The 25,235-nt window shown below is 42.3% G+C and carries 22 protein-coding genes; 13 read left to right on the top strand and 9 right to left on the bottom strand.

Going from position 1 to position 25,235, the window contains the following annotated elements; translation table 11 throughout:
- Nucleotides 1–22: 22 nt before the first annotated feature.
- From E7X57_RS05340 to E7X57_RS05320, 5 genes are all read right to left on the bottom strand, one after another.
- Entirely contained in the window at nucleotides 23–2,857 is a 2,835-nt protein-coding gene (locus E7X57_RS05340) for a DEAD/DEAH box helicase (RefSeq protein WP_135611347.1), read from the bottom strand.
- A complete protein-coding gene (locus E7X57_RS05335; protein WP_135611345.1) occupies nucleotides 2,854–3,831 on the bottom strand; it encodes a metallophosphoesterase in 978 nt (325 codons plus the stop codon). The genes E7X57_RS05340 and E7X57_RS05335 overlap by 4 nt, the downstream gene beginning before the upstream one ends.
- Before the next feature lies 1 nt (nucleotide 3,832).
- Entirely contained in the window at nucleotides 3,833–4,159 is a 327-nt protein-coding gene (locus E7X57_RS05330; RefSeq protein WP_244603609.1) for a hypothetical protein, read from the bottom strand.
- A gap of 374 nt (nucleotides 4,160–4,533) precedes the next feature.
- Nucleotides 4,534–5,655 carry a PGF-pre-PGF domain-containing protein gene (locus E7X57_RS05325; RefSeq protein WP_210409034.1) on the bottom strand — a complete coding sequence of 374 codons (1,122 nt, stop codon included), beginning with the start codon at nucleotides 5,653–5,655 and terminating at the stop codon, nucleotides 4,534–4,536.
- 78 nt (nucleotides 5,656–5,733) lie between these two features.
- Nucleotides 5,734–6,390, bottom strand: a complete 657-nt coding sequence (locus E7X57_RS05320) for a cohesin domain-containing protein (RefSeq protein WP_135611339.1) — start codon at nucleotides 6,388–6,390, stop codon at nucleotides 5,734–5,736.
- A gap of 569 nt (nucleotides 6,391–6,959) precedes the next feature.
- On the opposite strand from E7X57_RS05320, the gene E7X57_RS05315 reads away from it, so the two are divergent.
- The 6 genes from E7X57_RS05315 (at nucleotide 6,960) to E7X57_RS05290 (ending at nucleotide 12,506) form a co-directional block, all read left to right on the top strand.
- A complete protein-coding gene (locus tag E7X57_RS05315; RefSeq protein ID WP_135611337.1) occupies nucleotides 6,960–7,643 on the top strand; it encodes a 4'-phosphopantetheinyl transferase superfamily protein in 684 nt (227 codons plus the stop codon).
- A gap of 282 nt (nucleotides 7,644–7,925) precedes the next feature.
- Nucleotides 7,926–8,171, top strand: coding sequence for an acyl carrier protein (locus E7X57_RS05310; protein ID WP_135611335.1), 246 nt, complete (start codon nucleotides 7,926–7,928; stop codon nucleotides 8,169–8,171).
- Nucleotides 8,172–8,175: 4 nt separating this feature from the next.
- A complete protein-coding gene (locus E7X57_RS05305) occupies nucleotides 8,176–9,654 on the top strand; it encodes a class I adenylate-forming enzyme family protein (protein WP_135611332.1) in 1,479 nt (492 codons plus the stop codon).
- Nucleotides 9,635–10,648: a hypothetical protein gene (locus E7X57_RS05300; RefSeq protein ID WP_135611330.1), complete on the top strand. Its 1,014-nt coding sequence runs from the start codon at nucleotides 9,635–9,637 to the stop codon at nucleotides 10,646–10,648. The genes E7X57_RS05305 and E7X57_RS05300 overlap by 20 nt, the downstream gene beginning before the upstream one ends.
- A gap of 77 nt (nucleotides 10,649–10,725) precedes the next feature.
- Nucleotides 10,726–11,694 carry an NAD(+) synthase gene (gene nadE, locus E7X57_RS05295; protein WP_135611328.1) on the top strand — a complete coding sequence of 323 codons (969 nt, stop codon included), beginning with the start codon at nucleotides 10,726–10,728 and terminating at the stop codon, nucleotides 11,692–11,694.
- Between the two features lie 71 nt (nucleotides 11,695–11,765).
- Nucleotides 11,766–12,506 (top strand): 3-oxoacyl-ACP reductase family protein, encoded by a 741-nt coding sequence (locus tag E7X57_RS05290; protein ID WP_135611326.1) that lies wholly within the window; start codon nucleotides 11,766–11,768, stop codon nucleotides 12,504–12,506.
- A 247-nt stretch (nucleotides 12,507–12,753) separates the two neighbouring features.
- On the opposite strand, the gene E7X57_RS05285 is transcribed toward E7X57_RS05290, so the two are convergent.
- Both E7X57_RS05285 and mdh read right to left on the bottom strand, forming a co-directional pair.
- On the bottom strand, nucleotides 12,754–13,479 hold the full coding sequence (locus E7X57_RS05285; protein ID WP_135611324.1) for a M48 family metallopeptidase: 726 nt from the start codon (nucleotides 13,477–13,479) through the stop codon (nucleotides 12,754–12,756).
- A 288-nt stretch (nucleotides 13,480–13,767) separates the two neighbouring features.
- A complete protein-coding gene (gene mdh / locus E7X57_RS05280) occupies nucleotides 13,768–14,691 on the bottom strand; it encodes a malate dehydrogenase (protein WP_135611322.1) in 924 nt (307 codons plus the stop codon).
- A 200-nt stretch (nucleotides 14,692–14,891) separates the two neighbouring features.
- Between mdh and E7X57_RS05275 the strand changes: the two genes are divergently transcribed.
- The 6 genes from E7X57_RS05275 (at nucleotide 14,892) to E7X57_RS05250 (ending at nucleotide 21,646) form a co-directional block, all read left to right on the top strand.
- Nucleotides 14,892–15,944 (top strand): M42 family metallopeptidase, encoded by a 1,053-nt coding sequence (locus tag E7X57_RS05275; protein WP_135611320.1) that lies wholly within the window; start codon nucleotides 14,892–14,894, stop codon nucleotides 15,942–15,944.
- Nucleotides 15,945–16,232: 288 nt separating this feature from the next.
- Nucleotides 16,233–17,717, top strand: coding sequence for a (R)-citramalate synthase (locus tag E7X57_RS05270; RefSeq protein ID WP_210409043.1), 1,485 nt, complete (start codon nucleotides 16,233–16,235; stop codon nucleotides 17,715–17,717).
- Nucleotides 17,718–17,825: 108 nt separating this feature from the next.
- The gene (locus tag E7X57_RS05265; RefSeq protein WP_135611316.1) at nucleotides 17,826–19,517 is read left to right on the top strand and encodes an acetolactate synthase large subunit; all 1,692 of its coding nucleotides are present in this window, start codon (nucleotides 17,826–17,828) and stop codon (nucleotides 19,515–19,517) included.
- Entirely contained in the window at nucleotides 19,514–19,999 is a 486-nt protein-coding gene (gene ilvN / locus E7X57_RS05260; protein WP_135611314.1) for an acetolactate synthase small subunit, read from the top strand. Before E7X57_RS05265 ends, ilvN begins: the two co-directional genes overlap by 4 nt.
- 36 nt (nucleotides 20,000–20,035) lie before the next feature.
- Entirely contained in the window at nucleotides 20,036–21,043 is a 1,008-nt protein-coding gene (gene ilvC, locus E7X57_RS05255; protein ID WP_135611312.1) for a ketol-acid reductoisomerase, read from the top strand.
- A 69-nt stretch (nucleotides 21,044–21,112) separates the two neighbouring features.
- A complete protein-coding gene (locus E7X57_RS05250; RefSeq protein WP_135611310.1) occupies nucleotides 21,113–21,646 on the top strand; it encodes a nitroreductase in 534 nt (177 codons plus the stop codon).
- Between the two features lie 31 nt (nucleotides 21,647–21,677).
- On the opposite strand, the gene E7X57_RS05245 is transcribed toward E7X57_RS05250, so the two are convergent.
- On the bottom strand, nucleotides 21,678–24,032 hold the full coding sequence (locus E7X57_RS05245; protein WP_135611308.1) for a DNA topoisomerase: 2,355 nt from the start codon (nucleotides 24,030–24,032) through the stop codon (nucleotides 21,678–21,680).
- A 218-nt stretch (nucleotides 24,033–24,250) separates the two neighbouring features.
- Between E7X57_RS05245 and E7X57_RS05240 the strand changes: the two genes are divergently transcribed.
- Nucleotides 24,251–24,457 carry a hypothetical protein gene (locus E7X57_RS05240; protein WP_135611306.1) on the top strand — a complete coding sequence of 69 codons (207 nt, stop codon included), beginning with the start codon at nucleotides 24,251–24,253 and terminating at the stop codon, nucleotides 24,455–24,457.
- 215 nt (nucleotides 24,458–24,672) lie between these two features.
- Here E7X57_RS05240 and E7X57_RS05235 read toward each other — a convergent pair whose 3' ends face one another.
- Nucleotides 24,673–25,119, bottom strand: coding sequence for a universal stress protein (locus E7X57_RS05235; RefSeq protein WP_135611304.1), 447 nt, complete (start codon nucleotides 25,117–25,119; stop codon nucleotides 24,673–24,675).
- Between the last annotated feature and the right edge of the window lie 116 nt (nucleotides 25,120–25,235).

The following is a 25,235-nucleotide window of genomic DNA, read 5'->3' as shown; positions in this document are numbered from 1 at the left end:
GTAAATAGCATGCACTGACATTTTATTTCCAGAACTGCTTGTTCTTGGCATAGTTCCTTTCTGCAGCCATGATATCCCTGTAGAATGTTTCCTCATCAACACGCATCTTTTCAATCACACGTGAAGCAGTATCAGGACCGATCCCACGACTTGCAAGAGCTATGACCGCAAGCTTCCCGTTCCCCATCACGATGCCTGCATTTCGATATACCCGCTGAATGCGCTTCACATCTTCCTTTGCAGTTACCTTATCCTGCTTGCGGACAAGCTTGATCTCTTCCTCTTCCCACGGTTTAAGGGCAGCCACCATTCTGGAATCACATACCGGACACTGTATCTCATCGGGAACATTCATGACCTTCCTGCGTGACACCCATTTCTTGCAATGCACACAGAACAATATGATCCGATCGTGCATGATCCTGTCCTTCAGGGCAAGGACAATGGACCTGTCGGCTTTCTCCGGAGCTACAAGATCACGTCGCATTGCAAATCCTGCAGAACCAATGGGTGTTGGCATAGGGCTGACCAGTATGACCATCTCCTCAGAAGCTATACGCGAAAGCACATCCCTTGCCCGGTCCACATCCAGCATGTTGTGGAAGATCTCACGCATGACCTCATCATACATGGAAGTATCCTTGTAGATCTCGAGCAGTTTCTTCATGCTGATGCGATCATAATCAATGTCCTTGCTCAATGCACCGAACTTCCGTGCCACATGGACCATCTTCCATTTCATCACAGAAGTGTTCTTCAGCGTCATCTCAATGATCGGCTCAATATGCTCCGGCTGGATGTCGTAGATCATTTCCTGAATATGCAGGGCCTTCATGCGCCTTGGGAGCTGCATCCTTATCCTGTAAGGATCAATCTCCTGACTTACACTACTGCCAAAACGGGCAGCAAGAAGGGAAGTAATTACCTTCCCGATGGTCTCATTGGTAGTGTGTCCGAAACACGAATTAATTATGATGGCTTCCCCTTCATCCTCAATTACGATCGTATCATTATCAGGAAGCGGGTAGCCCTTTGAAATGTGTTCTTTTATGAGATCTATGACTGTAAGAGCACTGTGAATATCAACAGGATATTCTTCCATCAGTGCTTCAACGATCTCCTCATCACTTTTCCCATCGTGTATCAGGAACGATACTCTAAACCGGATACGACCAACTTGCTGTGCCACCTCGAACGGAACCGGGATCTCCTCACCAACCCAGCTTGGGATCTCACCCATGGTCTTGACAGGCTCAACTTTTATCCTGTCACGGTCCGTATTCATCTCAATGACACGCCACATGTCACCCTTGGTAATAAAAACTGCACCGGGAGATGCGAAATTGACAACAAAGGCTTCATCCAGCATTCCCACGGACCTGCCGGAGACAATATCGTAGATCTCGAACTTCCTTTCATCAGGGATCATTGAAAGATTTTCGTAGTAATATTGCCAGCTCTTCTTTCGCCTGCTAATGCTGCTGGAACCCTCATCACGCCAGACCATCCGGTAATCTGTAACCTGTTCAACGACGCGTTCGAGCTGCTCTATGGAAAGGTCCCTGAAAGGATAGGTCCTCCTCAGTATGGAATGGATCTTCTTTATCTCAACATCACCAAAATCGATAACCATGCCGGAGATCTGGTTCGCCACAACGTCAAGGGAACCACTGTGAGGAATAATATTCTCAACTTTACCTTCCATTGCAGCCTTTGTAATGGCCATGCTCTCCAGAATATCATCGGATCCCATTGCAAGGATCGTACCCCTGGAAACCTCGTGTATTCTGTGTCCGGCACGTCCCACGCGCTGGAGCAGGCGCGAGACCTGTCTTGGGGAACCATACTGTACAACGTGGTCAACTTTACCGATATCAATACCAAGCTCCATTGATGAAGTACAGATCAAACCCTTTATATCGCCTGCCTTGAACGATTCTTCAGCTTCGATACGTGCATCCACAGAAAGAGAACCGTGATGTACACCTATTGAAGCCTCCAGTATCTTGAAACCTGATGCAAGGGCTTCAGCACTTTGTCTTGTATTAACGAAAATAAGAGTTGACAGATGGGTTTCCACGATCTCACGGATACAACGCAGATGGGATGCAAACTCCGGCTCACAGCCGATCTTCCTTCCAAGTTCAACATCCTCATCGATAACCTGCGGACTGACCACATTGAACTCAAGCAGGCTTATCATGGAAACCTGTACAACAGATACTTCCCTGCCGGACCCAACAAGGAATTGAGAGACCACATCAGGGTTACCCACAGTGGCTGAAAGACCAACCCTCAGGAACTCACCGGATATTTCCACAAGCCTTTCAAGTCCCACAGAAAGCTGTGCACCTCTTTTGGATGATGCAAGTTCATGTATCTCATCCACAACAACGTAACTGACGCACTCAAGGTTCTTCCGAAGCCGCGAACCTGTGAACATCGCCTGGAGTGTTTCAGGAGTTGTTATCAGAAGATCAGGAGGGTTCTTGGATTGTTTCTGCCTTTCGTATGGCGAGGTATCCCCATGGCGGACCTGTACTGTTATGCCTAACTCTTTGCCCCATGTCTGGATACGTGTGAGCATATCACGATTCAGCGCACGTAGTGGTGTTATATAAAGAGCAGAAATACCCGTGCGCCCTTCTTCACTTTTGCCAAGGATATGATCGAACATAGGCAGTACTGCAGACTCGGTCTTACCGGAACCTGTGGGTGCTATCAGGAATGTATGTTCTCCTGCGAGGAGGTGAGGGAAGCACATCTCCTGCGGTTTAGTAGGAGCAGTGAAGCCCATTTTCACAAGGGTTTCCTGAATGGCAGGATGAAAATCATCGAACTGATTACCGAAGCTCATTTTCCATCCTCCTTTGTGGTATTTCCTTTTGTAATGATACTCTTTTTACTGTTTCCTTTTGCAGTATTGTTCTTCCGGGAAGTCTCTTTTGGGTTGCTGGTTCTGCTATCCTTTTTTCGTTTGTTGATCCTATTTTTGCTGCTTTTCCGGATTCTGCTTCGATCGGATTGGGTTTCCTCCAGTTTTCGGATATTCTTCAATATCCCCAGATACGTTCCATCCAGCAGATAGATATCAGAATTATCAATGTCAAGTGCACCGGATGAAAATATGGGTCCCAGAAGATCATCACGCACGGACTCATTAAATGCAACCCCGCCACAAAGTTCGTTGAAAGCCGGAACCACCACCACATCAGGATCGGACCAGATATCACTTTCAGAAGAGAGATCAGCACTCTTAAAGTGATTTGCAAGTACTTCCCTTTCAAGTCGTGCCCTTATCCATACCTGCTCCACCACCGAGTATCCCATGGCATCCGTGAAACGTACTGTAGGATGGTTGTGAGCAACGATCACATGCTCGGCAGATAATAATTCCACCGATGGCCACGTATGACCATGGAAATAACCAACTCCGTCAATAACATCGCCACGTGCAGAATAAACATTTACATCACTGTCCGGCGGAAGCAGGAACTCGATCCCACCGTCATGGTTCCCGGGGAAGATATCAACAATGGCCTTCTCTGCAAGGCTGCCAATAAAGTACGGGATCTCATCACGTTCCTGCCAGGAAACCTGTGGTACGTTGTGTTTTATGTCACCAAGCAGCACGATCCGGTCAGGCCTCTCCTGCTCCACAAGCCTCATGATACGCTCAAGTCGCTGCTCTATCTGGCTGGGTATGGAAAACCCGCTCCGGTAAAGGTCCCATTCGATCCCCAAATGGATGTCCGCCAGTACAAGGGCCTTTGTATCACCTGAAACTAAGAGTGCAGGCTCATTGATCACAGGATCGATTGTTATTGTCATTTTATTTCTGTCCCTCTTTGCTAAGGGTATCTACCTTTTCATGCAACTCCTTTACCATGGACTGCATCTCACGCATTTCATCGTGCATCTGTACCAGGCGATTGTACATGGGACTCCTGTCATCCTTTACTGCCTGTTCCTGTGAGAACTTCTGCTTGCTCGGGAAAATATAGACATATGTAAGCCACATTCCTATGAAAGCTACGATGAACATTGATAGAAGGAAGAAATAATATTCCGGGAAGATCGTTCTGGCAAACGAATCACCGGAACTGTAATACTGAAGCCGGGTGATCATCATAAAATTCAGGATCGAGAACAGGAACATGGTCTCGCCTACCAGGATAAGGATCCCTCCCAGACGGGTAGAAGTTGTCCTCTGTTTAGGAATTATTCGTTCAAGAATGATATCACCTCATAAGAATAAATACGATTGTTAGTATCGGGTTTCAAGCAATTGCTCTTGTAATTATTGAATTGAATATTGCATAAAAGTCCTTTCCTACATTAATTTCAAGAGAATTATTTCAAGTGAATTGTATAAATTTGGAGTTGATAACGATATTATAAGATATCATTGCATCAAACTTGATCATTTAAATAATTTTGGCATTGTTTGAATTCATTATAATTTGATGTTACAATAAAAAATTAAAGCTATCAAAATCGGCGGATAGGGATTTGATAGCTACAAATTATAAATTAATGCCTTCTGGCAAATAGAAGTATCAATATCGACATACTCAGAATAAAAGCCGCGTTCTGATCAAGACTTTCATTTTCTTCAGGAGTATTATCGACTTCTGTATTCCTAACAATATCCTCTGTTGAACTGGAAGCCACAATTACAAAAGGCGAAAAAACAGACGTTTCTGCTTCAAAAAACACGTGGCTGTTGCTCTCATTGATCTTCTTTGTTGAAAGGGGTAGCCACTTGTCCTGTTCATAACGATACATCAATATTGAACTATCAGATACCTGATTCTCCTCAAGCCAGGGTCTTTCTACACTGAATCCGATTACTGCATCCTTTATATTACCCTCAGCACTATAACCGGGTTTACCCAACCAGATATTCACATCTTTGTAGACAATACCGGGAGGAGGCGATGAAACGAGAAGGGACGTCTGCTTAAGGATCTCAATTGTTGCTACAACATTACCGGCATTTGCGAGAGATTCGTAATTGATGTACATAATGGGATTATCAGGCTTATCGAACTGATAGGAAACCTGAGATCCAAGATACACAGGCTGGATAGATCTTTCTATGATCTTCAATTCCTCATAGGATCTGCTTGTGATGCTAATTTCACCAGTTTCAGAATCATTCGTGTTACTGGTCGTAGATTTAGAAGATGAATCAAAGCCAATAGTGATAGATCCATCAACAATATCTGTAGGAATGATCTGACCCTGAGTATCACTGACCACAACGTTTGATAAGGACAGGGAACTTGTGCCTGATGTATTACCAGCGGTCATCTGGACCATAGCAAAAGATTCCGGACCTGTAACACTTGTCTTGTCTAGTATCAACCCATATACAGAATTAATTTCTCCATTTGAACTTTTGATCTCACCGGGATTGAACCAGACAAGAGCACCTTCCTGTCTTAATAATTCACCTTCTGAGACCTGAACAACCCTGACAAGTTCACTGTCATAAGACAAGTCGAACTGGACACCAGCAACCGGATGGTCCGGATCCAAATAGACACTCACAACAAAGTTCTGCCCTTCCTCCACTGATTGAGAAGCGGGCATGATGCTGATGGTCGTACTGGCACTGGCAATTCCACTAAGGCAGGTAATAGCAAACAAAGAAAAAAATAGTAAGGAATAAAATTTACTTTTACCAGAGATGAAAATATACTTTTCCATCGGTACACCTTACCATTATCAGTCCATATGCGATAGCACCAGCATCATATCAAGGACATTTACAATATTATCCTGATTAACATCCCATAGAGGATAAGGATATGAGGTGGTTTCATCGAAATGCTGTTCAACTAGACCATAATCATTAAAATCAACTACATGATCCTGGTTTATATCAAATACCAGTACTGAGATCACTGTATTTGTTAATTCGAGATCTACAGAATTACCTTCTGGATCACTTATAATAACATCTTTCAGGACTAATTCTGATCTTCCTTTTGCCTGTTCAGTTGCTGTTAACGTGATGATAGCAAAAGTTGCTGGTGTTGTCACATCTGAAGCACCGAGAATGCAACCATATGCATCATTTATTAAACCTGAATTTGCAGAACCTGAAACAAAAAATGTGTTCATACCACTTTGCTTGAACAAGCTTCCTTCACTCACATCTGATACTTGGAACTGAGAACTATCAAAAAGCAGATCGAACTGGATTCCTGCAATATCAACATCAGGAGAGACAAAAACATCGACTGTGAAAGATTCACCCGGTGCAATGGTCTGTGATGATGGCTTTAGAGTTACATCTGAAGCAGCTGCAGAAACATTAGTTAGACCTACCAGCAATGTGATTAAAGTTACTACCATCAAGATCTTTTTTATGCTAGACATGTTTTTTCCTTTATTTTGAAATGCATCTGATGAGTTGAGCTGACTTGATCCTAATCACCAAAATTCAAAATCCCCGTATTTCAAATAGTACTGGTGCTATATATACATTGTGAAAAAAACAAAGATGTCATTACTATCATTATTATGAGCTATTTATAATATACCTAAATAATAACAATGAATAAAAACTATATGAAAAAGAAATACCACTGAAAACTGAAAACCAGTCCATGATGTTCCTGATACCAAAACAAATGTAAACATAACAGATACGTAGTCCATCATTGAAATATTCTCAAATCCTTCAATTAGCACTCCCGAAAAAACTTAGATATCGTACCATACTCTTATTAAAGTACTTATGTCCCAACAACTAATATAATACCAATTAACCATGGAATGAAAAGGTTAGTTTAAATCAATCTGAAACACACAGCACATTAATTAGAATAATATTAAACAGAAATGAATAGATCTCCACCGGACTAACTTGAACATAATAGATATTTACAAGCCTGATCATTGCCTGCTATGGTCTTTGCTATTATCATAAACTGAAAGGTTATTTCATGGTTATTGAAACAGTAGGATCGTTAACTTCTCTATCTTCTTTGTCAGTCTGTAAATTATGGAATAAGAACGATGCCCTTATTTTTTTGATTGATCTGAAAATTGATGAACAATTCGACCTATCAGATCTAAGCAACGATGAAAAAGAATACCTAAACACACTAAAAACGAATTATTTTAGAAAAAGGTTCATCGGATCTCGGTCATTCCTGAAATTTATTCTGCAGCATATTCTTAAAAAAGAATCATTGTTAGATATATCCCTCTATCGAAATAATGCCGGACGTGTGTGCGTACACAAACATGAGGATATTTATATCTGCATCTCGTACACCGGAGATCTTGCTGCTGTATCAATATCAAAACTGAAAACAGGAATTGATATTGAATATATCAGACCAATACATTTCGGGAATATTTCGAAAGGTTTGCTTGATACAGGATCGAAAAGAGATCTGCTTCAAAAAGACAATGTTAATAAACTAAAAAATTGGACATTGCGAGAAGCATATTGTAAACTGACCGATCAGAGTATGTTAGCATGTTTGAATAAAGAAATTGATCTCAATGATATCGATCACCAAGAATGCGTTATAGATAACCGATATGTACTATCTGTTGCTTTTGCCTCGATAAATGATAGGATCAATATTTGCTATCTCCAAAAAGGTATTTCCATTTAAATGAACAACACTTCTGAAATAATAGAAGCCGTCGATGCCAAATATATAGATTTAATGAATAAGGACGTAATTGGAATATCATAGATCAATTTGGCAGAGAGAAGAATTTGTTTGCCATAAGAACATCTTATATACGATTGAAGTTATTTTGCTTATGGGGAATTAATTCAAGCAGCTATGAAGCATAGAGTATTCCTTATGCTTGTATTACGTGACTTTGTTGAATCAAGATTGCATTATTATGCTCTTTAAGTAATAAATACGTTGAGTGGGCTGACAAACATGGATGAAATTAAAGAAAATATAATGGCATATTTGCAAGAAAGATCGTTTATGGACAGTAGTACACAATTAAATGATGATGATTCTTTAACAATGAAAGGAATTATCGATTCAATTGGATTAATCGAATTTATAGATTTCATTTCTGAAAAATATTCCATAGAAATTCCTGAAGACCTATTAACTCCTGAAAATTTTGATTCAATCCGCGGAATAGTAGATACCATCCAAAAATTGACAAAGTGAGATCATGAGAATCGACGAATATATTGCAAACCATGCCAAAGAAAATCCTCAAAAAACTGCTCTTGAAGAGAAAGACAGATCAATTTCTTATAGTCATCTCGATGAAGCTATAAACACCATAGCAGCAGAAATCGATGATTTCGAACATTGCAAATTGGCAATCCTTGCAGAATCAGGTATAGAGTATATTCGGGCCCTAATGGCAGTCTATCGATCGGATAACATTGCTGTACCCCTACCGGTGGAACTGACAGAATCCAATATTAGACAAATATTAGATAGCAACCAGATAAGCAATATCATTGTCACTGAACAGCAATATTCGAGATTTGAAAATGCCTTCTTTGAAGGATTTACCACTATAATCTATATTTCAAAGGATTCCACTGTGAAAACTTTACATAAAAAGATCATTAGTGAGAACAATAATGATCAATTAAGGCTTGTAATGTATACATCCGGAACTACAGGTGCTCCAAAAGGTGTTATGCTAAGTGATGAAAATCTAATAGCAAATGCAAATTCCATAATAGAGGTACTGAGCATAACACCAGAAGACAACGCTGCACAAGTGATATCTCCACACCATGCTTTTGGAAATTCAATAATTAATTCCCAATTGGTTGCAGGAGGATCTATAAAGATCGGTGGCCTTACTTTCCTCGAATCAACCTTTAAACTTGTGGGATCTGGAGTAACAATATTCTATGGAGTCCCAAGCACTTATCGAATCCTTCTCAAATACCCATCCCGCTTCCAGAAATCATTCAAGAACGTCAGACTTGCTGCATCTGCAGGCGGTGCCATGGAAGTAGAAATTATCGAAAAGATAAAGCAGTTGAATGGCAGTATAGAAATCATACCAATGTATGGCCAAACAGAAGCAACCGCAAGGCTTGCGTATCTTCCACCAGCAGATCTGGAAAAGTATCCTGATACAATCGGCAGACCAATCCCGGGAGTTGAACTTGATGTGGTTGATGATAGTAAAAAGCCAGTTGGACCTGGCATAACAGGTGAATTGATAGCCAGAGGAAAGAACATACTGATAGGCTATCTTAATGATGAGGAAGCTAGCCGTAAAAAGGTCATCGATGGTTGGATGTATACCGGCGACCTGGCACAAAAGTTGCCAAATGGTTATTTTAAATTATTAGGTCGCAAAGATGACCTGATCAAAGTTGCTGATCATCGTATAAATCCAAGAGAACTGGAAAAATATATTGGCCAAAATAATGAAGTTTCAGATGTATTCGTCGTCCCGGTTGATCATGAGTATATGGGAAATGCCATCAGCCTGATGGTAATTCCAACTCAGGATACAGAAGTTGAAACATTGTATACATTTTGCAGAAAGAATTTGCCAGGCTTCCTGTGTCCACTGGAAATAATTCTTATCGAAAACTTGCCACTGAGTAAAAGTGGAAAAATATCTAACAGGTCTATAATAGAGGAGTATCAAAATGTCAAAGCTAATATGTAAGAAATGTATTTTAGATTCAGACATTCCTGGTATAACAATAAACGAAGAAAGTGGCCTTTGCCAGTTCTGCGAGAGCTATACACCCATGTCTTCGGAAGAAAAGAAGAATTATTTGGGAATTATAGAAAAGATGCTTAAAGAGAACAGTGGAACAGGAGAATATGATGTCATTTTTGCACTTTCCGGTGGAAAGGACTCCTCATATGGACTCTATAAACTTAAAAAGGAGTACCCATTCCTGAACATCCTTGCAGTTCAATTTGATAATGCATTCATTTCAGACACTGCTATTGATAATGCAAAAAAGATGTGTGAGATCGTGGAATGCGACTATTTCAAGCTGGGTATGGAAGAAAAGAAACTCTGTGATACATTTCGAAAAGCAGCTGGATCTACCAATGCATACTCAAAATTTGCTAGATATCGAGCCAGTGATATCTGTAACACATGCATTAGTATCATCAAACAGAAACTGATAGAACAGGCAATTATTCATAAAGCACCATTCATTGTTTTTGCTTTCACATCGGGCCAGGCCCCTAATCCAATAATCGATCTTAAACCCAGTTTCATAAAGTGGTCCCGGGATCTTTTTGAGAAGCAACTGCAAAATATCGGTGTAGAGGATAAGGATGAGAGTTTCACTTTAAAAAATGATATCATAAAGAGTATAGATAAAGGCACCACACCAGTTATATTACACCCAATGTGCCTGTGGGATTACAATGAAGATAAGATAATTGAGACTCTGATAGACCTCGGATGGATGCCTCCAAAGATCAATGACAGCAATTCAACAAACTGTCTTTTGAATGCATTTGCCTGTCAGAATCATATCAATAAATATGACATCCACCCATATGCTTTCGACATAGCAGGGCTTGTGAGAAGCGGAGATATGACCCGGGAAGAAGGATTGGAAAAATTGCATAAAGAACTGTCAGAGCCATTGATAGAAATGGCTGCAAAGAAACTTGAAATGGAACTAGAGTAAACTGCCATACCGATGAGATGTAACAATATTCTAAACTAAACACAGTGCAAAATCAAATTATTCCAGTGGGGAATATTATGAAAATAATTGATGAACTTAATAAAGATACAGAAAAGAACGCCTCTCATATCCAGGCATTTATTGAAAGTAATGTAAAGGATTTTAAGAAAAAGGGAGTTGTTGTAGGAGTTTCAGGAGGAATCGATTCTGCAGTCATACTCGCACTAGTTGTTCAGACTTTGGGCAATAAGAATGTTTACGGATTGCTACTTCCTGAAGAAGAATCAGCTACATCCAGCAAAGAACTTGGAGCAAGACTTTGTGACTCATTGGATGTTTCCTATGAAGAAGTTCCAATTACCCCAATATTGCAAGCACTTGACATATACGGTAAAAAGGATCGGATAATAAAGAAAACCTGCCCGGAATATGATCCGGATATCCATAAGACCTCACTGGTTCTACCTAACATCTTAGATAGTAACATGTTATGCATCCCATCAATAAGACTGGTAAAAGATGATGAAGTAATTGCAAAGAACAAGTTGAAAGCAAAGGACTATCTCGAATTGATCGGAATCCAGAATGTGAAACAGAGATCAAGAATGTTGATCCAGTATTTATACGCGGAAAAGAACAATTATCTTGTCTGCGGTACCACTAATAAGACCGAACATTTTCTGGGACAGTTCGTGAAATATGGAGACGGTGGAGTGGATATCGAACCTCTGGCAGACTGTTACAAAACTCAAGTATATGCATTAGCAGATCTACTTGGTATTGATAAAGAAATAATAGAAAGGCCTCCAAGCGCCGATACATGGAGCAACTTCACATCGGATGAAGATTTTTTCTGGCGTATGCCAATTCATATTCTGGACCAATTATTGTATTCACAGGAATATGACCTACCGATGGATATTATCAAAGAAAATACAGAACTATCAGAAGAAACAATAAACAAAGCAAGAAGAAGCATTGATAAAATAAGAAATACAGCCAAATACATCACATCACCGCCTCCTATATGTTATCTTGACAAATGATCGAAGATCAAGCTAAAAACATTCAGATTATTATATTTCAAACTTGAGCTATTCAAAAAAAGGAATACAGCATGCTCGAAGGTAAAGTCATACTGATCACAGGAGCGAGCCGCGGAATTGGAAGATCTACGGCATTATTGGCAGCAGAGAACCATGCAAATGTGATTATAAACTACAAAGAAAGTGAAGATAAAGCAGCTGAACTTGTAGACAACATTACTGAAAAAGGACTTCAAGCCACAATGATAAAAGCAGATGTTTCTGTTGAAAATGAAGTCAAAGACATGTTTGATTTTATTAAAAAGCGATACTCAAAACTTGATATACTTGTTAATAATGCTGGAATACTAAAAAATAATTTGTTGATGATGACAAGCACTGAGTTGTTTGATCATACTATTGATGTCAATTTAAAAGGAACTTTTCTATGTAGTCGATACGCCTCAAACATGATGAGAAAACAAGGATCAGGAAAAATAATTAATATCTCATCCATAATAGGGTTAAATGGGAATGCCGGGCAAACCGCATATTCAGCAAGTAAAGCAGGGGTTATCGGGTTTACAAAGTCTGCAGCAAAAGAACTTGGCAGATATGGAATTACTGTGAATGCCATTGCACCGGGCTTCATTGAAACTGATCTGACCAGAGATGTTAAAGAAGAAATTCGCGAAAAACTTATCTCAAACATAGCTCTTGGTCGAAGCGGTAACCCGGAAGACGTTGCAAAAGTAGTTTTGTTTTTAAGCTCAGAGCTTGGGGATTATGTAAGTGGTCAGGTAATATCTGTTGATGGATGTCAAACGCTCTGAACAATTGACAATTCAAATTGAAACAACAGACAATCAAAAATCATTGATCTTTACTAATCGATATTCAAATACTACAGATCAGGGATAGTTAGAAGTAAGACTATACTAATAAACACATCAGCTATTATCGCAATTTCTTTGAATATGAAAACCTGTTTCCAAAATATATCAATAAAGACGGTCATTAGAAGTAAAAGACAATAAGATAATAAACTCTAAGCTATAGCTGTTTTTTCATTTCATATTATCAATCACTCTTCTTCATAAGATGATCAAGCCTTTGATCTATAGTTGGATGGGTATTGAACATTGATAGATACACATCATAACCGTCTTTGATACATAGGAAATTTACAGGAAACAAGTGACCATGACCAGGATTTATTTTTCTGTGGAATGACTCGGTCTGACTTTCAAGACGCTTTAACAGTTCTGGCAATAGATTTGGCCTGCCAGCGACCCCTTCCACAAATTCGTCAGCAGTATACTCCCGGGAAGGAGAGATCATAAGCTTTATCAGCAATGCTGCCGGAAGCGCTACAAAACCCATTATAAAGAAATGAATTAATTTAGGTATTGGGTTATTTTCTCTTCCAAACACTGCCATCAATGATAAATTATAAGCAGCAGATGAAAGTCCTACTAAAGTACCAGCAAAAAGTGCTGAGATAGTATTGATCGGAACATCCCCATTCCTAATATGGCCAATCTCACGAGCAAGCAACACTTCAATCTCAGCTACATCAAACATACCCATTGCACCAGTGGATAAAGCTACATTATATTCGGAACTGGTTCCTACCGTGAAGATAAAGGGCATGGGAGAATTAAATGTATACATTCCGGGTGTAGATACTCCTGCTTTTTTAGAGAGTTTATCCAACACACCCACCTTCTCTGCATGATACCATTTTAGGAGAAGTTTGCCACTATACCTATAGAGGACATAGCTTATCCATATGAATGCGACCATAACTATTTCAGCAGCAAACGGACCTGAAATAAAAAATGTGAATGCTGAGACAACTATTGAAGACAGAGCAAAAAAGAGAATGATCTTAGTATTGTTTCTTATGAATACCCCTCACCAGCAACTTGTAATATATAATAAACAGATTTGTATCCTATGATATAAAAGGTTTCTAAATATATATAGAACATAGAATTAAAACTCAGTTGCATCATTTCCACACGATCAGATAACACTGACATAAGTAGAAAGATACAACCGAAAATGCAATTGATCCGATGTCCTTACATATTACAATTGCAACTTTGCTATACCTTCACGCACAGACTCAGCAGATCTTGAAAATGCCTGTTGTTGGCTTTCTGTCAGTTCAAGTTCGATTACTTTATCTATGCCGTTCTTACCTAATATTACAGGCACTCCTAAATAAAGACCGTTCTCACCATATTCTCCCTGCAAATAAGCGGCTGCAGGAAGAACTCGCTTTTGGTCATTAATTACGGATTCTACCATCGTTGCAATAGCTGCTGCCGGGGCAAAGAAAGAACTGCCAGTCTTAAGATGATCAACAATTTCAGTTCCGGCGTTCACAGTGCGATTTACCAGCCTATCAATCGCTTCTTCAGAAAGTAATTCTGGTAATGGAACTCCTGATACTGTAGTGTATTGTGGCAATGCGACCATGGAATCGCCGTGTCCGCCAAGTACCAATGCAGAAACATCCTTTACCGAAATTCCAAGTTCCATTGCAATAAATGCTGCAAATCGACTTGAATCAAGTACTCCGCTCATTCCAAATACCCGGTTCTTTTCCAATCCGGTATATTTCTGTGTGGCATAGGTCATTATGTCCAGTGGATTAGATACAGTGATAACTATGGCTTCAGGTGCATATAATGAGATATTTTCACAGACTTCTTTTATGATATTTGCATTGACCTTCATCAGGTCATCCCGCACCATTCCTTTTTTACGGGCAATTCCTGCGGTAATGATAACAATGTCAGAATCCTCAATATCAGCGTAATCGGTCGTTCCCAGTATGTCCACATCAAACCCAAGAACCGGAGCAGCCTCAATAATATCAAGTGCCTTTCCTTGAGGCAGACCATCAACAACATCGGTCATAACAATATTCCCAAGTTCAAGTTCTGCGAGACGCTGAACCGTGGTTGAGCCAACGTTACCTGATCCTATGACTGTAATTTTCTTCATTTCGTAATAACCCCCCAAGATGATTGGATATATCAAATGCTCAATATACTATATCTAAGTTTGACACTCAAAATTAATATATGTTTTCTTGGTTTCGTTTAAATCCGCCAAAATGTAAAACAAAATAAAAAAGCTCTAAAATCAAAACTACCTTACTCAAACATTTATATCCTCAAAGACCAATCTACCACCGATCAGCTATGGAACTAGAGAAGCTACTTGAAAAGTTATCCAATGCGCACGGCATATCCGGATATGAGAATGACATTAAACAGATAATGGAAGATGAGATCAGACCATATGTGGATGAGACAAAGACCGACAAGATGGGAAATCTCATCACCACAAAGAAAGGAGAAGGTCCTACGATCATGCTGGCAGCACACATGGATGAGATCGGGCTCATGGTGCAGTACATCGATGATAAGGGATTCCTGCGCTTTGTTAAAATAGGAGGCTGGTTCGACCAGACACTTCACAGCCAGAGAGTGGTAGTTCACGGAAACAACGGACCTCTCCCGGGAGTGATCGGATCAAAACCACCACATGTTATGAAAGAAGACGACAGGAAACGTCCTGTAAAGGCCGAGGACATGTTCATCGACATCGGTGCGAAAGACAAGGAAGACGCCATCAACATGGGAGTGGATGTCGGAACTGCCATATCCATGGACAGAGACTATACGAAACTTGCTAACGGAATTGTCACATGTAAAGCCTTTGACAACCGCGCAGGCGTTGCTATGCTTATCGATGCAATGAAACAGCTTTCTGAAACTGATGTTAAGGCAACAGTCCACGCTGTTGGAACCGTACAGGAAGAGGTCGGGCTAAAAGGTGCACGAACATCCGCATTCGGCTTAAATCCTGACGTTGCAATAGCAGTTGATGTCACATTCCCGGGAGATCATCCCGGTATCGAAAAGAAGGATTCTGCACTCGAAATGGGAAAAGGTGCTGTCATCACCGTTGTTGATGCATCCGGAAGAGGGCTCATTGCAGATAAAACAGTCGTGAAATGGCTGAAAGAGACCGCTGAGGAGAACGACATACCATACCAGCTCAATGTGGGTGGTGGCGGCACTACAGATGCCACTGCGATCCATCTGACACGTGAAGGTGTTCCTTCAAGCACTATCAGTGTGCCTACAAGATATATTCATTCGCCTGTTGAGGTATTGTCCCTTGAGGACCTTAAAGCCTGTGCAGATCTTATAGCAAAAGCAGTACTTAATATTGAGAAATATTTCTGATGCCTTCCTGGCATCTCTTTTTTTATTTTAGCAAACTTATGAGGTTTGAATTTATTGGATATGTATAGTCGGTACAAAAATATCGACTGATCGGAACGATAAACTGGATCAGATAAGCTCCAAACCAAAAGTACTAAAACCAATAGGAGTATTCTTTTGGCTGTTATAGTCAGCGACATGCATCTATAAATAACATATTGATTATTAGTGATAAATCTTGAAATGAAAGCAAGAAGATCACGATCGAAAAAAATATAATTCGCTGAAACAAAAAAACACAACTGAGGGATTGCATTATTCGAAAATATCCGGTTTTTGGACACAACTTTACGAGACGGTGAACAGACACCTGGTGTCGCACTGAAAACAGAAGAGAAAGTCTGGATCGCACGCAAGCTTGACGATCTGGGAGTTGACATCATCGAAGCAGGCTCAGCCATCACTTCCGAAGGCGAGCGCGAAGCCATTCGTGCTGTGGCAGCTGAAGGGCTGGATGCAGAGATCTGCAGCTACTGCCGTATCATGCAGCAGGATGTGGACTATGCCTTAGAATGCGATGTGGATTCAATTCACCTCGTAGCACCTGTATCAGACCTTCACATTAATGTGAAGCTCAAGAAGGACAGGGAAGCATTAAAGGAAATGGCATTAAGCACCACTGAATATGCAAAGGACCACGGGCTGATAGTGGAACTTAGTGGAGAGGATGCATCCAGGGCAGATCTGGAATTCTTAAAGGACCTGTACAGATCAGGCGTGGAAGTCGGTGCTGACAGGGTATGCTTCTGTGATACAGTGGGATTACTTGTGCCGGAAAGAACGACCGAGATATTCAAAGAACTATCATCAGCCATCGATGTACCGGTGGCCATTCACTGCCATAATGACTTCGGTCTTGCGGTCTCGAACACTATCGCAGCATTGAATGGCGGTGCAAAAGAAGCACATATGACCATCAATGGTATCGGTGAAAGGGCAGGAAATACAGCACTTGAAGAGGTCGTAATGGTCCTTGAGTGGCTCTACAAATACGATACAGGGATCAAGACCAATGATCTTTACAAGATCTCAAGGCTTGTCAGCCGCCTGACCGGACTTGCAGTAGCACCTAACAAATCCCTTGTAGGTGGAAATGCATTCACCCATGAAGCAGGAATCCATGTACATGGATTGCTGGCCGATACTTCCACATATGAGCCAATAACTCCTGAGAGCATTGGACGTGAAAGGCAGATCGTGCTTGGAAAGCATGCAGGAAAGAGTTCCGTAACACTTGCATTGAAAGAACTGGGACTTGCTGTTGATGACTCACAGTTGAACGAGATCGTAGGTCGTGTCAAGCAATTGGGTGACCATGGAAAACGTGTCACAGATGCAGACCTCCAGACGATCGCTGAGACTGTGCTTGATATCTATCGTGAATCAAAGGTCAAGCTCGAGGAATTCACTGTTGTTTCAGGTAACAAGGTAATACCAACAGCTTCCGTGAGACTTACAGTTGATGGGAAAGAGATCGTTGAAGCGGGTATTGGAGACGGACCTGTGGATGCAACCTTTGAAGGAATACGTAAAGCCATCTCAGGTGTTGCAGACATTCATCTTGAAGAATATCATGTGGATTCGATCACCGGTGGAACTGATGCACTTGTAGAAGTACTGGTCAAACTTTCCAAGGATGGAAAAATGGTCACTTCAAGAGGCGCACGTACCGACATAATCATGGCTTCCGTAGAAGCCGTCATTAACGGGATCAACCAGCTTATACAGGACTGAACGTTCACATACAGTACTGATCAGCCCAATAACAAACAACAAACTGAAAAACAAAGATTTGAACATATATTGATAATATCTTACCGATCAACCAAAGGAAAAGATAGCATGACCGGAAAACCAGAAAGAATGACAGGCGCAAGAGCATTCGTCGAGTGCCTGTACAGGGAAAATGTCGACGTTATCTTCGGATATCCAGGCGGCGTGCTGCTCCCTATCTATGATGAACTCTATGATGCACATCTGCACCATCTACTTGTCAGGCACGAACAGGCAGCAGTCCATGCAGCCGAAGGATATGCAAGAGCCACAGGTAAAGTAGGTGTCTGCCTGGCAACATCAGGCCCGGGAGCAACAAACCTTGTCACAGGTATCGCAAACGCATACATGGATTCAATTCCAATGGTAGCTTTCACCGGACAGGTACCAAGCTCAATGATAGGCAACGATGCCTTCCAGGAAGCTAACATCACAGGCATTACAATGCCGATCACAAAACACAATTATCTTGTACAGGATGCAAAAGATCTGCCAAGGATCATAAAGGAAGCATTCCATATCGCTTCCACAGGCAGGCCAGGTCCCGTACTTATTGATATGCCAAAGGATATTACGACCACTGAGATCGATTTCGTATATCCTGATAAGGTCGAGCTTCGCGGCTACAAGCCTACCTATAAAGGCAACATCCAGCAGGTCAAAAGAGCTGCATCAGCTATAGCAAAATCAACAAGACCCGTCATCTATGCAGGTGGCGGTGTTATCGGATCAGACGCAAGCAAGGAGCTACTCGCCTTTGCTGAGAAGATCAGGGCACCTGTCACAAGTACATTGACCGGTATAGGCGGATTCCCAAATGACAATGATCTTTACCTGGGGATGCTGGGAATGCATGGTACCAAGTACGCCAATTATGCAGTACAGGAATCAGACATTTTGATCGCTGTGGGAGCACGTTTTGATGACAGGGTCACCGGAAAGCTCCAGTCATTTGCACCAAATGCGAAGATCATCCACATCGATATCGATCCGGCAGAGATCTCAAAGAATATCAATGTAGACATCCCTATCGTTGGAGATGCAAAAGATATCCTCAAGTCACTCATTTCACATGTTAGCGAATGTGACACAAAGGAATGGCTTGACAAGATCGCCATATGGAAACGGGACTTCCCACTTTTCTATGTCAACAGGGATGATGCGATCAAGCCACAATACATTATAGAACAGATCAATGAGGCATGTCCTGATGCGATCATCGTTACAGAGGTCGGACAGCACCAGATGTGGGCTGCCCAGTACTTCAAGTACAAAGAGCCACGTACATTCATAACCTCAGGCGGACTGGGGACCATGGGATACGGATTCCCCGCAGCCATCGGTGCAAAGCTCGGAAGGCCTGACAAGGTCGTATTCGACATTTCCGGAGACGGATCGTTCCAGATGAACTCTCAGGAGATGGCAACCATCGTGCAGAATGACATTCCGATAATCATCGCGTTGTTCAACAACGGATATCTTGGAATGGTCAGGCAGTGGCAGGCATTGTTCTTTGAACACCGCTACTCACACACCACCATAGAGGACAGCGTGGACTTCGTCAAACTGGCAGAAGCCTACGGTGCACTTGGAATTCGTGTGAATAAGCCATCAGAGGTCAGGCCTGCAATTGAAAAAGCAATTGAAGCAAACCGGCCTGTGATCATCGATTTCATAGTCGAACGAGAAGAGAATGTATCACCAATGGTACCGGCAGGTGCAGCGATCAACGAGATACTTGACCTGGAGAAGATACAATGAAACATACACTTGCAGTTCTGGTAGAGAACAAATACGGAGTACTGGCAAGGGTTGCAGGACTCTTTTCACGAAGAGGTTTCAATATTGACAGCCTGGCGGTGGGAATCACTGAAGACCCCACCATTTCAAGGATGACAATTGTTGTCCGTGGTGATGACCATGTGCTTGAACAGGTCACCAAGCAGCTTAACAAGCTGATCGATGTCATTCGTGTAACAGACCTTGGCGCTGATGAATCCGTTGAAAGGGAACTGGCACTGATAAAGGTGAATACCGATGCCAGCAACCGTGCTGAGATCATCCAGATCGTGGACATCTTCAGGGCAAGGATCATTGACGTTGCTTCAAGATCAGTTACCGTTGAGGTCACCGGAGATTCCAACAAGATCAAGGCGATCCAGACATTGCTGAAACCTTTCGGGATCAAGGAAATGGCAAGGACCGGTAAGGTAGCACTTACAAGAGGTTCTAAAAGTTCATAATTGAATTATTTTGATATTAAATATGGAGAAATAAACATGGTAGAAATGTTCTATGACAAAGACGCCGATCTTGGCGCACTTAAAGGTAAGAAAGTAGCTGTAATGGGTTACGGAAGCCAGGGACACGCACAGGCTCAGAACCTTCACGACTCAGGCCTTGATGTTATCGTAGGTCTCAGGGAAGGTAGCCGCCGCTGGAAACAGGCAGAGAACGATGGTCTTAAGGTAATGACCGTTGCAGACGCTGCAAAAGCTGCAGATGTTATCCAGATCCTCCTCCCTGACGAGATCCAGTCAAAGATATACTACGCTGAGATCGAGCCAGGACTTGAAGCAGGCAATGCGCTTGTATTCTCCCACGGATTCAACATCCACTACAACCAGATCGTACCATCAAAAGATGTGGACGTCTACATGGTCGCACCAAAAAGCCCGGGGCACCTTGTAAGAAGGACATACAATGAAGGCGCTGGTGTACCAGGTCTTATCGCTATCTACCAGGATGCAACCGGAAATGCGCATGAAATGGCACTCGCACACGCAAAGGGTGTCGGCTGTACAAGAGCCGGTGTCATCGAGACAACCTTCCGCGAGGAGACCGAGACCGACCTGTTCGGTGAGCAGGTCGACCTCTGTGGTGGTGTCGCAAGCCTCATCAAGACATCCTTCGAAGTACTTGTCGAAGCAGGATACCAGCCAGAGATGGCATACTTTGAGACACTCCACGAGCTCAAGCTCATCGTTGATCTCATCCACGAGGGCGGTCTTGAGAAGATGTGGTATTCAGTCTCCAACACAGCAGAATACGGCGGTCTTACAGTTGGTCCACAGGTCATCAACGAAGAGTCCCGTGAAGCAATGTACATTGCACTCGAGAGGATCCAGAACGGTGAGTTCGCACGTGAGTTCGTCCTTGAAGGACAGACAAACCACGCTGTACTTACCTCCATGGAGCGCCTGGAGAACGAGCACCCTGTAGAGATCGTTGGTAAGAAGCTCAGGGCAATGATGCCATGGCTCAACAGCGAACTCAACGAAGAGTAAAGTAAACCATATATTTTTCAGGACAGTTGTCCTGAAAAACCATTCTTTTTTTGATGATCCTGTGATAACATGTCAGCTACTATAGAGACCATACTTGCACGCAGAAGCGTCAGGGAATATACAGAAGATCCTGTGAGCAAAGATGATATCAATACTATCCTTGAATGCGGGAAATGGGCACCTTCAGGGCTTAACAACCAACCCTGGAAATTCATTGTAATCCAAGATGAAGATACCATTAAAAGACTTGCAGAATGCACACATTACTCAAAGATAGTACTGCAGGCAAAGGTGCTGATCGCAGTATATCTTGATCAGGAAACCATGTATCACCACGACAAGGATGTGCTTGCCATCGGTGCTTCCATACAGAACATGCTTCTCGCATGCGAAGATCTTGGTCTTGGAGCTGTGTGGCTTGGCGAGATACTCAAAAAGAGCGAGCATGTAAATGCCATTCTGGAAGTAACGGATACCTTTGAGCTTATGGCAGTCCTCGCTATCGGCCACCCGGTAGAAAAAGAGCGCTCATCGACAAGGAGAACTCTCGAGGAGATCACGTTCAGCGAAAAGTATGGCGAGAAGTGGATAGAGGGAAATTAAAACCCCCAACCATTTTAAAATTATCAATATTTCATTTGGCCCTGGCCTTCCTTATCGCATCTTTACGGGCTGCAGCTGCAGCTTCGCACTTGCGATTGGCACAGTATTCTTTAGCATCCTTTCCCTGCTCCTTTACCCTGATAAAATGCCAGCCACAGCCATCACATACCTTATCTGTTACTGTTAATCTTCCTGCTTTCGGAACAGATTGCGTATGTCCACAGCGTTTGGTACATCCCAGAAAACGTGAATCCTTGGTAGTTATAAGGAACGTCTGACCATCGCAGGAAGGGCACGGACCAATCACTTCAGGCGGAAAGCATTCCTTTTCCAGATCGCATGAGAAACATGGACCGATACCAACAGACCAGAAGTATTTGTTCCCCACCTTTATTACCGCAGCACCACCTTTTTTGCACTTACGAGAGCGCTGCACTGCCAGTGCACCGGTCTTGGGAAGCGGGAATGTGTTCTTACACTGCGGATAACCTGTACATCCCACAAAACGACCCTTGTCCGTAGTAACGATACGAAGCATACGATCGCATTCGGGACATGTGCCAATATGGTTCTTCTTGTCCGCTGCAACAGCCTCATCTGTGATCGTACCTGCGATCTGGGAGACCATAAGGTCACGGTTCTTCAGCAGCTGGGAATACATTTCCTTGATAAGGGCAGTTCCTTCCTCAAGGGCTTGTGGGAACTTCTTTGTCCCGTCCTCCACTTCCTGGATGAGGGATTCTATCCGGGAACGGATATCCGGTTTGACAAGTATGGGCACAGAGCTGTTCAGTGCATCCATCAAAGTGAAACCTGTGTCCAGTATTGCAATGGTCTTGCCTTTTGTCTCAAAATAGCCACGTTTCTTGTTCGTTTCGATATGAGAAGGCGCGGTTGCTTTGGTACCAATGCCATGTTTATCCATAAGGGTCAGCAACTCCGCTTCCGTAAGCTTCTTTGGAGGCATTGTCTGCGACTTGATGTTGCTGATCTTCTTTACATCTACGATCTCATTCTCTTCAAGATCAGGCAACAGTTTATCCTTTGGTTTCTCAAAAGGATAAACTGCAAGCCAGCCGGCACTTTTCTGGATAGAACCTGTGGAATCGAATAATTCGTCCCCTGCGGTTAGCTCAAAGCGCGTCTTCTCAAAGACAGCTTCAGGCAGCAGGTTTGCAATAAAGTGCCTTACAATAAGATCATAGATATCCCATGCATGAGGCATCTTGATCGCCTTTTCCACTTCTGCGCGGGAACCAGCCTTGATCGGATGGATAGGAGGGTGGTCATGACCATCTTTCTTCCCGTTACGGGGAGTTATCGTATTCTGAGATAGAAGAAACAGGGCAAAGTCCTGGTAATCGCCTCTGGTGAATCCTTTGAGGATATTCTTGAAATCCATATCATCGGCATACTTGTTGGTCTCTGTCCTGGGATAACTTGTAAAACCGGAAAGGTAAAGCTGCTCTGCGACCTCCAGGGCCTTTTCAGGACTTACGCCAAGGTATTTGGATGAACGTTTCAGGAATTCATTAGTATTAAGCGGGAAAGGAGCATTGGTTTTCATCTCCTTTACAGTCTTCTTTGATATAACCGCGGTCTTGCAGCCTTTGATCTTGCTGAATATAGCATCCGCTTTTTCCTTTTCATAGATATGACCGCCACGGTGAGTTCCTGTAAAGTCGGTACCTTTTCCATTGAAGATCCCCTCGATCTTCCAGAAGTCCTTCGAATCGAACTTCCGTATGGCAAGTTCGCGCTCATAGACGAACCCACATGTCGGTGTCTGACAGGGACCAATGGACAACACCCCTTTGGTCCTTGCACGCTCCCTCACGGAAAGGGTTACAAAGCGAGTAAATGCTGCACCCATCTTCAGGTCAAGTATCTGTCTTGCTTCTGCGGACATTGCCATGTTCTCATCAGGCTCCACAAGATCGGTAAAGGCCTTTTCGATCTCACTTTTCGAAAGAGATGAGAATCTTGCTCGCTTGACGGTCGACCCGGATACCTTTTCAGCGATGGATTTCGCCTCAAAACCGATATTTTCCCCTTCCCTGTCAAAATCGCAGGCAAGCACGAGAAGGTCAGCGTCCTGTGAAAGCTTCAGTATCGCATTGCCAAACTGGGCTTTTGTTATCTGTTTTACCGGTGCGGTGTCCAGAAGCATAGCAGGATCTACATCCCTCCAGTTATTGAACTCCTCCGGGTAATCATAGCCCATGATATGTCCTGCAAGTCCCATTACTCTCCATAGGACACCGTTCCTCTGGAATTCATAAACAGGAACCCCGGCTACAATTGTTCGTCTGGCCGAGCCGCCGGCTAATATGTTCGATATCTGAGCTGCAGCTTTGTTCTTCTCTGTAAATACGACTGTGGTCATGGAAATCAAAGGCAAATAACGTTTTCAACTAGCGATACTGTACCTAAAAAGGTGTGACATAAAATGGTACTAACAGTACATTAATTATCGTATTAACAAGAGTTGTAAAGATCAAAAAACAGGAATTTTTGAAGATATTTAGCTTATCAAGATAAAGCAATGAAACCTCATCAAAAACTTCATAAATATACAAACCAATCTAATATTGGAGGGTAACCATGCAATGTACTGTTTGTGGAGTTGAAACTGAAAACAAATATTGTAATGATTGTGAAAAGATACTGGAAGAAATAATCCAGAAGGTCGGAGAAAAGCGCTGGAGTGCAATTGACGATTGCTCATACATCTATCCTATGATAAAAAGGGCAACCAAAGGAGAACTGACCGTTAATGACATAATCAACGCAATGGAAGTTGAAGATTAATATCAGACTAAAATAATGGGTGGAATACGAAATTGGATATTTCCTTACCACCCACACTGTCCTTACAATTCATTTTTTGAGAAAAATAGCTAATTGAAACCCAATAACATTAGCTGTTCTATAAGATCCCGGTATGATCAAGCCCACAGGAAATAAAAAAGCCGGTATTTAGAAAATAAGGGATTTAAAGATATCAAAGAAGTGAGCTAGGAAGCTCACCTTGAAACCATAACATCCACCTTGGAATGACGCAGCACTTCCTCTGCAACGCTTCCAAGAAGTAATCTTGTAAGTCCTGTCTTTCCAAGACTGCCCATTACAATTAGATCTATTTTGCGATCTTCTGCATACTTGACGATCTCTTCTGCCGGATGACCCTCAAGGACCACAGTTTCAACCTCAACACCAGACGATGAGCAGGCATCTGCAACCTGTTCAACAGCTTTTTCAGCTTCCTCCATCATGACCTTGAATGGCACTTCCCATTGCATCATCCTGGAGCCGATCGGCATTGAAGACGATGGGTGCGTAGGTACTACACAAATCGCATATACCTTTGCATCAAGTTTTTTTGCAATATCTATTCCCGATAAAATTGCACTATCTGCATTCTCTGATCCGTCAGTAGCTATCAGGATCTTCTTATATTCATTACCAGTCACACAATTACCCCCTTGTTGATCTGTAAGCAGTGCATGACGCACTTTGCCAAATAAATATAAACTTCAATAATATATCAACTTTCCCAAAACATGACAAGAGACTGACGTTCCTGAGA

Source organism: Methanococcoides sp. AM1, assembly GCF_900774055.1.
Classification (GTDB): domain Archaea; phylum Halobacteriota; class Methanosarcinia; order Methanosarcinales; family Methanosarcinaceae; genus Methanococcoides.
The sequence above is the reverse complement of the archived record's forward strand: the minus strand, read 5'-3'. Positions and strand labels throughout refer to the sequence as shown.

Excerpts from the sequence above, each read along its gene's own strand:
- E7X57_RS05340 (WP_135611347.1), bottom strand. The coding sequence starts at position 2,857 with ATGAGCTTCGGTAATCAGTTCGATGATTTTCATCCTGCCATTCAGGAA.
- E7X57_RS05335 (WP_135611345.1), bottom strand. The coding sequence starts at position 3,831 with ATGACAATAACAATCGATCCTGTGATCAATGAGCCTGCACTCTTAGTT.
- E7X57_RS05330 (WP_244603609.1), bottom strand. The coding sequence starts at position 4,159 with ATGTTCCTGTTCTCGATCCTGAATTTTATGATGATCACCCGGCTTCAG.
- E7X57_RS05320 (WP_135611339.1), bottom strand. The coding sequence starts at position 6,390 with ATGTCTAGCATAAAAAAGATCTTGATGGTAGTAACTTTAATCACATTG.
- E7X57_RS05315 (WP_135611337.1), top strand. The coding sequence starts at position 6,960 with ATGGTTATTGAAACAGTAGGATCGTTAACTTCTCTATCTTCTTTGTCA.
- E7X57_RS05310 (WP_135611335.1), top strand. The coding sequence starts at position 7,926 with ATGGATGAAATTAAAGAAAATATAATGGCATATTTGCAAGAAAGATCG.
- E7X57_RS05305 (WP_135611332.1), top strand. The coding sequence starts at position 8,176 with ATGAGAATCGACGAATATATTGCAAACCATGCCAAAGAAAATCCTCAA.
- E7X57_RS05300 (WP_135611330.1), top strand. The coding sequence starts at position 9,635 with ATGTCAAAGCTAATATGTAAGAAATGTATTTTAGATTCAGACATTCCT.
- nadE (WP_135611328.1), top strand. The coding sequence starts at position 10,726 with ATGAAAATAATTGATGAACTTAATAAAGATACAGAAAAGAACGCCTCT.
- E7X57_RS05290 (WP_135611326.1), top strand. The coding sequence starts at position 11,766 with ATGCTCGAAGGTAAAGTCATACTGATCACAGGAGCGAGCCGCGGAATT.
- E7X57_RS05285 (WP_135611324.1), bottom strand. The coding sequence starts at position 13,479 with ATGGTCGCATTCATATGGATAAGCTATGTCCTCTATAGGTATAGTGGC.
- mdh (WP_135611322.1), bottom strand. The coding sequence starts at position 14,691 with ATGAAGAAAATTACAGTCATAGGATCAGGTAACGTTGGCTCAACCACG.
- E7X57_RS05275 (WP_135611320.1), top strand. The coding sequence starts at position 14,892 with ATGGAACTAGAGAAGCTACTTGAAAAGTTATCCAATGCGCACGGCATA.
- E7X57_RS05265 (WP_135611316.1), top strand. The coding sequence starts at position 17,826 with ATGACCGGAAAACCAGAAAGAATGACAGGCGCAAGAGCATTCGTCGAG.
- ilvN (WP_135611314.1), top strand. The coding sequence starts at position 19,514 with ATGAAACATACACTTGCAGTTCTGGTAGAGAACAAATACGGAGTACTG.
- ilvC (WP_135611312.1), top strand. The coding sequence starts at position 20,036 with ATGGTAGAAATGTTCTATGACAAAGACGCCGATCTTGGCGCACTTAAA.
- E7X57_RS05250 (WP_135611310.1), top strand. The coding sequence starts at position 21,113 with ATGTCAGCTACTATAGAGACCATACTTGCACGCAGAAGCGTCAGGGAA.
- E7X57_RS05245 (WP_135611308.1), bottom strand. The coding sequence starts at position 24,032 with ATGACCACAGTCGTATTTACAGAGAAGAACAAAGCTGCAGCTCAGATA.
- E7X57_RS05240 (WP_135611306.1), top strand. The coding sequence starts at position 24,251 with ATGCAATGTACTGTTTGTGGAGTTGAAACTGAAAACAAATATTGTAAT.